7 protein-coding genes and 1 riboswitch are annotated in these 6081 nt (G+C 30.5%); of the genes, 2 read left to right on the forward strand and 5 right to left on the reverse strand.

Annotated elements, in window-relative coordinates; genetic code table 11:
• Positions 1 to 57 precede the first annotated feature (57 nt).
• Both C3E89_RS04310 and C3E89_RS04315 read left to right on the forward strand, forming a co-directional pair.
• Positions 58 to 432 (forward strand): hypothetical protein, encoded by a 375-nt coding sequence (locus C3E89_RS04310; RefSeq protein ID WP_236911256.1) that lies wholly within the window; start codon positions 58 to 60, stop codon positions 430 to 432.
• A 161-nt stretch (positions 433 to 593) separates the two neighbouring features.
• Positions 594 to 687, forward strand: a riboswitch (THF riboswitch).
• Positions 688 to 754: 67 nt separating this feature from the next.
• Entirely contained in the window at positions 755 to 1276 is a 522-nt protein-coding gene (locus C3E89_RS04315) for a folate family ECF transporter S component (RefSeq protein ID WP_236911257.1), read from the forward strand.
• 115 nt (positions 1277 to 1391) lie between these two features.
• Here the strand turns inward: C3E89_RS04315 and C3E89_RS04320 are convergent, their stop codons facing one another.
• The 5 genes from C3E89_RS04320 to rodA form a co-directional block, all read right to left on the reverse strand.
• Positions 1392 to 2624 (reverse strand): S41 family peptidase, encoded by a 1233-nt coding sequence (locus C3E89_RS04320; RefSeq protein ID WP_236911258.1) that lies wholly within the window; start codon positions 2622 to 2624, stop codon positions 1392 to 1394.
• 24 nt (positions 2625 to 2648) lie between these two features.
• A complete protein-coding gene (locus C3E89_RS04325) occupies positions 2649 to 3620 on the reverse strand; it encodes a DUF4097 family beta strand repeat-containing protein (RefSeq protein WP_236911259.1) in 972 nt (323 codons plus the stop codon).
• Between the two features lie 12 nt (positions 3621 to 3632).
• A complete protein-coding gene (locus C3E89_RS04330; protein ID WP_236911260.1) occupies positions 3633 to 4211 on the reverse strand; it encodes a DUF1700 domain-containing protein in 579 nt (192 codons plus the stop codon).
• Positions 4195 to 4515, reverse strand: coding sequence for a PadR family transcriptional regulator (locus tag C3E89_RS04335; RefSeq protein ID WP_236911261.1), 321 nt, complete (start codon positions 4513 to 4515; stop codon positions 4195 to 4197). The genes C3E89_RS04330 and C3E89_RS04335 overlap by 17 nt, the downstream gene beginning before the upstream one ends.
• Before the next feature lie 95 nt (positions 4516 to 4610).
• A complete protein-coding gene (gene rodA, locus C3E89_RS04340) occupies positions 4611 to 5717 on the reverse strand; it encodes a rod shape-determining protein RodA (RefSeq protein ID WP_236911262.1) in 1107 nt (368 codons plus the stop codon).
• Between the last annotated feature and the right edge of the window lie 364 nt (positions 5718 to 6081).

Raw genomic sequence — 6081 nt, forward strand, 5'->3', positions numbered from 1 at the left:
AATATATTATTAATTAGCAGAGGTTATAAAATTAACCGTACAAATGGAGGGAGAAATGTGAATAATCTTACTGATTTTAGCTTGGAAAGGAATTGGAAGCAAGCAATTGGATTTTACTTTGCATATTTGCTATTAGGATTTTTAATAGGGGCCTTAATAGGAGGAATTACCGGAATAATCGACCCCTATAATTTAGAGTTACCGGCTACAATAGGAGAAGTTGCAGGAACAATTTACTGTTTAGTATTATACTTTGCAATTTATGTTAGAAAGAGATTGAATTCCTTTTTATTTATTATACTTGGATTAGTCGCTGCTGTAATCAATTTATTCTTTGGCAATATTGTTTCTTTGATTATTGTTGCCTTTCTTACGACGAGAGAGGATAAAACTGAAACCGATATTACTATTGATGATTCTGAAATATATTAATTAGAGAAAGAAAACAGTTCTTTTATATTAATATAAGAAAGTTAATACTAGTATCTATGCCGATTTCTTGACTAATATTTACAATTAGTATATAATTTTCATAGGTCAATAAATTTAATTGATATTTAATTTTGACCAATATTTTATAACTAGATTTTAATGACAGAGTAGATAGTATGCGTAAAGTGTTAGAGGATGGGACGTTGCCTCTAAACGAAAAGCTAGTGCTTGCGGCATATTATCGCGTTCGCTGTCACTTCAGTAATATCTTCTTTCTGATGTGACAGGCTGTCATATCATTTATGAAAGGAGGTATTTTTTTGTGAAAAAGCTGAATACTAAGACTATGGTTATCTCAAGTTTCTTGATTGCCTTGAATATTGTATTATCAAGAATCGTTACTATTCCAGGAATAATCAATTTTGGGGGATTTCCAATTATATTTGGAGGGATAGTGCTTGGACCTATGGTTGGAGGAATAGTAGGTGGAGTAGGGGATATTCTCAGTCATATACTTAGACCTACAGGGCCATTCATGCCACATTTTGTATTAACTTCAGCACTTACAGGGATAATCCCTGGAATTATAGCAAAGGTCTTAAAAGTGGATTGGGCAAAACCTGCTTTATGGAAGATATTTGTATCCATACTTATAGGACAAGTGATAACAAGTATTATAATGGTACCCTATTTTAGAAATATCCTTTTTGATCATCCATTAATGGTAACTATGACAAGAGCTGCAAGCAAACAGGCAGTAAATATACCTGCTTATTCTGTAATATTGAAACTTTTGGTCCCGATTCTATATAAGGCAGGAACTCTTAAGGAAGCAGATATATAGTATATTATGAGAAGCTTGTTAGAAAGCTAATATGTAAATATGATATCAAATGAAGAAAAGGATATAAAGGAATTGAAAACCATTAATAAGTAATTAAGTCGGGGATATCCCCGACTTAGTTATCATTTACCACATGTTGGATACAATTATCCAAATCATAATTCCTTGTAACAGCAGAACTTACTTTTATATGAGGAGTAGTCTTTACTTCTTCATTAATGGTGAAGTCTCCATTTAAAGCCATTAGACTACTAAACCTTATTACCACTCCACTATTTGGCAATGAAAAGAAAAGTGGATCTATACCTATCCCATCTCCACCAGTAGTTTCACCTACCAAAGTGGCAAAACCGCTATCTTTACAGAATGAGGCAAAACTTTCTGAAGAAGAATAGACTTTATAATCTACTAATAGGTAAATTTTACCGTTAAAGTCTATTGGGTTTTTTGGATTAATAGTGGTTGTAGATATCCAATACTTATCAAAATCTTTTTCTATCTCCTCAGGCATTTGATTTAAAATATCTTCATTTATACTTTTAATAGACTTTAATTTTATCCCTCTTGCTCTATAGAAAGGGTTTCCATAATCTCCTCTAACAAAGATATAATTACTTGTAGAAATTTGCTCTTTTGCTAAGGCTGAAACAACATTTTCACGCCAATAGCTATCACTCCCACCACCATTTCCTCTAATATCTATAATGAGTTTTTCATAGTCTTTTATTTTTTCGTAAAATTCCCTAATCTCTTTGCCATCTTTTTCTACACGCCTACCATCCATTATATTTATTTTTAAATAAGCAACTTTATTGGGAACTATAATATCTGTTTTAAAAGCTGGACTAGTATTGCCAAAGTAACCTGAATCTTCAGGGCTTTCCTTTGGACTTAAGTAATTATATCTAGCCAAAACCTTTTTATCGTTAAATACTTTAAACCAAGGTTTATTATAGCTGAATTTATGTTGGGAATATACTGAATGATACCATTTAAATTCATTCATTTGCACTACATGGGTATGGCCATTATTTAGTTCCATTATTATATTTGATAACTCTTCCATAAACTGATAGTGGGAATTTGTATTTTTAATTTTTTCAGTATATTCATCCTTATTTGCTAACCAATCAACTCCATTTAATCTTTTATTGACTTCAAGAAAAGAATAGTTTTCTTTTATAATATTATAGGCATATTCAAAATCCTCTAACTTTTCTTCCATGGTAAGTGGTCCATTGGAAACCATTACACTTTCTCCATTCTGATTACAGCCTGTAGATGATATTATGATAGTAGTTAATACTAATAATAATAGTAATCTCTTTTTAATTCCTATATTAATCAATATTACTTACCCCCTGGATTCAAATTATTTTTCATTGATACTTATACTTCCTAATTCCACCATGAGGGATATCATATTTTCTCCACTTCCACATACCCCTATAAGTTTAGTATTGGATTTTTCTTTAATTTCTAGTGGTATATTAGATTTTATACTTCCTAGGCTGGTGCTTGCATCAATAGTTAGGTTAGAGTTTTTTGGAAGGATGATTTTTATACTTCCTGAATCAGATTCAGCTTTTATATCCCAATCAATCTTATCATATTCTAAATCTATGCTTCCTAAATTGGTTTTGGCTTCTAAGGGGCCTTTAATGTTTTCAACATTTATTGCACCTAAATCGGTGACTAATTTATTTTTTGAAGATGATACATTATCTATAGATATTCTACCTAGAGAAGATTTGGCATCCAATTCTCTGAAAATGGCATTTTTAACATTTATATCTCCCAATTCACTTTTAATATATAATTTATTCAATTCTAGATCTTCAATTTTTATTGACCCTAGATTAGCTTCTAGATTTAAATCATTAGTATAAGAAGAGGGTATAATTATATCTAAATATAAGTCTGCATTTGTTGAATTGCTTAAGTTATTCTTTTTACTTTTTGCCTTAGCCTGAACAATTAATTTATTTCCAGATGTTTTTGTACTAAAATTAGTTTTTATATAAGGTGAGATTCTTCCATGATAATGGATGGAAATATTATCTCTATTATCGGAGATAATATTTACTGTTGCAATATCTACATCAATTTCTATTTCTTCTATTCCTTTTATAGATGTATTATCTTTCTCGTCTATAAGGACATAATCTCCATCTTTTCTATTAACATTGGTTTTGTTTGAATTTATATTAACCGAATAATTTTTATCATCAAATTTTATTTTAAAACCATCCCTTACATTATCTTGAGATAATTTCAAGCTAAAAAAACCTACACCAAAAGATATCAACACAGTACCTATTAACACGATAATTATCTTTTTCATTTTAAACACCCCCTATTTTGTAATAATATCTATATTCCATCTTAGATATTTAATAGCACCTTGATACAATAGTTTAGTTAAATAGAAGCATCCAATACCTATTAATAATCCTAAAGCAGTTAAACCAATTCCAAAGGATATAGATATTATAGGATGGACACCTATACTTATACTATATGGGAAGAAAGGTGCTACTATTGTACCAAAGAAGGAACTTATACCTCCAACTATAAAACCTATTGAAACACCGTAAAGCCCAATTAACAATCCTACTATTCCTAAAAATGGACCCAGAACAATGACTAAGTTGAAAAACCCTAAAGCCATTGCTGCTAAAATAGCTTTAAGCAAATTCTTAGGAGATGGATTGGTTGCTGCCTCAGTGATTTTCGAAGACGCTCTATAGGTTCTAGCAATACTTCTAGGATCACCTAATTCTTTTGTAATTTCTTTTTCTGATTTTCCTTTGGACAGACCAACTTCAAAATGTTCTTCATAATCATATAAAATATCCATAATTTCGTTTTCTGGTAACCCCTTCAACCCATTTTGAAGAATCTGTATATATTCTGTCCTATTCAATAAAATCACCCCTTATAATCTTATTAACTCCAATGGTGAAGTCTTCCCATTCTTTCACCAACTCCTCAAAAGCCACTTGACCTTCTTTTGTAATCTTATAGTATTTTCTTGGAGGGCCTTCTTGAGATTCTTGCAGGTAATTGGTTACATATCCATCTTTTCTAAATCTTCTTAGTAGGGGATATATAGTTCCTTCAGATATATTAATGTATTTTGATATTTGTTCTACAAGCTCATAACCATAAAAATCCCTTTTAGTAAGTAATGATAAAACGCATAGCTCTAATACTCCTTTTTTGAATTGAATATTCATAGACATTCCCTTCCAAATTCGTTTGACTATATTATATACTATGCTACCTTTTATTGCAAGGTACTAGTCAATAAAAAATAGCTGCAATAATGCAGCTAAAAGTTAAGTCCTTCTTTGTGGACTGATACACTCAACGCAATTCCTATACATATTAGGTTAATTAGCTGGAATGTTCCTCCATAGCTTAAAAAAGGAAGAGGAATACCAGTTATAGGCATAAGACCTACAGTCATTCCAATATTTTCCCAAATATGGATTAAAAACATAGCAGCAAAACCAGTAATCATAAGGGAACCAAAAGTATCTGTACTGTTCTTAGCGATTCTTATAAGTCTCAAAAGCAAGATAAAATATAGAAGGATAAGAGCTAATCCTCCTATTAGCCCTAATTCTTCACCGACTACTGCAAAAATAAAATCCGTTTGTTTTTCCGGTAAATAATTATATTGAGTTTGAGTTCCTTGAAACAATCCTCTTCCAAATACTTTACCTGAGCCTACTGCAATTCTTGATTGCATAGCTTGATAACCTGTCCCCGATGTATCCCTTTCTGGGTCTAAAAAATTAAATATTCTATCACGTTGATAACCCTCAAGTGAAAACCATAATATTGGAAGGCTTATAACTCCCGCCAGGAATGCATAGCCAATATATTTCCAATCTAATCCTGCTGCAAAAAGCATGATTAAAACGAAGAATACAAACACTATTGCTGTACCTAAGTCAGGTTGTTTTGCTATTAATAGAATAGGTATTCCTGAAAACACTATTATCTTCAATAAAGTCATTGGTTTATTAATATCATGTTTATTCTTTTCAATAAATTTAGCTAAAAATATTATTATACCAACCTTTGAGATTTCTGCTGGTTGGAATGTAAATCCTCCAATGGTCAACCAGGAATCAGCTCCCCACTGATCTCCACCTGTTCCGAAAAACGCAACAGCTACTAATAGTAAAACTGATACTATATAAATAGGAATATAAAATTTTCCTAGGAATTGATAATCTAACAATACTAAAAAAACAATGGCTAGAATACCTAAAACGGTGGAAATAGATTGTACTTTTACATAACGGTTAGTTTCAAATGTTAAAGTAGCCGATTTAATCATTACTATACCAAAAATACAAAGTAGGATAACAGTAATAAATAATATGAAATCAAAGTTTTTAAAAGATTTTCTTTTCAAATTAAACATGATCAAACTCCTTTTTTATAACGAATAGGAAAGTTCTCACTTAAAAATATCAATCAAAAAGAACTTGACCTACATGAGTTCCAAAAAAACCTTCCTTACAATATTTTATAGTTGTTTTTTTTATAGCTAAAATAAATTATATCATATTTTAGATAGAAGACATAGATAATTTAAATCATTTAACCCTTCAATATATAGGGTATAATGAATTATGGTGATAAAAATGGAATGAGAATTTCATCGAATCATTGGTACCATTTATTTTTAAGTCCAGCTAAGAATTGTCAATAGTAAAATTTAAAATCACTAATAAATATTTCAATCAATTCTAGCTAAAAAAGGGTAAACTTAATAGGCCTTCTAA

This window comes from Clostridium sp. Cult1 (assembly GCF_021655095.1).
Lineage (GTDB): Bacteria > Bacillota > Clostridia > Tissierellales > Tepidimicrobiaceae > Schnuerera.